Origin of the sequence: Methylophaga sp. UBA5088 (genome assembly GCF_002414625.1) — a bacterium.
In the GTDB taxonomy this organism is placed as follows: Bacteria; Pseudomonadota; Gammaproteobacteria; order Nitrosococcales; family Methylophagaceae; genus Methylophaga; species Methylophaga marina.
In genome coordinates this window covers 1,237-2,559 of sequence record NZ_DIAC01000110.1, presented here as the reverse complement: position 1 = coordinate 2,559, position 1,323 = coordinate 1,237, and the positions used below count along the sequence as shown (strand labels likewise).

The following is a 1,323-nucleotide window of genomic DNA, read 5'->3' as shown; positions in this document are numbered from 1 at the left end:
CCAACCCTGTTTTGCAAATAGCCGATTTTTTTTGCCTAAAATTTGTTCGAATTTTTCTGCCGTCAATAGCTGTGATTTTTCCAATAAAATGGCAAAAGCATCCCGACTGATAATGGCTATGGCTTGTATGCCAATTATGTCTGACAACTCAGCATAGACAGTCTCAAGCAACTGAATGACAAACTTTTCTCCGAATGTCACCGTGATATCACTCAACCTATCGATCGAGATCAACACGATTTGAGCGTTATCATTCCAATAAGCTTCATTCTCAAGCTGCTTGCAGAACCAATTACGGTTATAGATACCTGTCTGCCAATGTTTGAATGCTAACTCATTAAGATAATCAGTGAGTGCAATATTTGAAAAGCCATTCGCAATGTTTTCAGCAAACACTTTCAGAAGATGGATATTAGACTCAGTCAACACATCTGTTGATTTCACAACAATAACGTAATAGACAGGGTTTGGCTCTTGGAAAGAAAAATACAATAAAGAAGAATGACCATCAAATATATGCTGCTTTTGCTCTAACAGTTGTTGTATTCGTTTTAATAACAAATCATTTTCAATGGAAATGACGGGCTGGCCAATGTAAGGTTGATATTGGCCGGTAGCCGCTAAAACAGCAGAATCGTTGTTAAGGTCAAGTGGATCAGACATCTTTAGACTCATAATGCCACCATCACTAATACCAATAATTTGATCAATCTGTTCCAGCACGGCTTGAGAGAAAGGTGATAAATCATGTTGACATGAAATCTTTTGTGACGCAGTCACAACTCTCTCCAGGCCCTGATGTGCATTTTTTAGCTCACTCATACGTTGCCAGGTCTTGAGGTTGCCACTCATGACATTAAATAAATGCTCTTCTCCCAGTTCAGTTTTACACCAGTAGTCATCAATATCATATTGCTCCATCACTGAGCGGTTGGGCGCCATACCAGGCTGCCCTGTTAATAAAATAATACGAGTGATGGGGTTCTGTAAGGTAAACCGAATATGATCAATCAGGCGTAAACCGGCATCGTCAGTTTCCATGACAACATCAAGTAGGACAAGGTTAATATCGGGACGTTGTTCAAGCACGACTTTAGCTTGTTCCGCAGAGGAGGCGGTGAGGATTTCCAGTGTTTTGCCTTGAATAATCATTCTCGACAAAGCACTCACCAGAGACTGCTGAAAAATATCATTATCTTCAACCGTCAGAATTAACCAGCGTGACTTGGGTGATGTCGAGGAGTAATCAGTCTCTGTATCAAACTCGAAAAAAGAATTGTCTCGACTCATTTCGGATCATCCTTTGTGCAATTCAAGCCACAC

1 protein-coding gene is annotated in these 1,323 nt (G+C 40.4%); it reads right to left on the bottom strand.

Going from position 1 to position 1,323, the window contains the following annotated elements; all coding sequences use genetic code 11:
- On the bottom strand, positions 1-1,290 hold a 1,290-nt coding region (locus B4K20_RS13990), incomplete at its 3' end, for a DUF3369 domain-containing protein (RefSeq protein ID WP_289283360.1).
- Positions 1,291-1,323 lie beyond the last annotated feature (33 nt).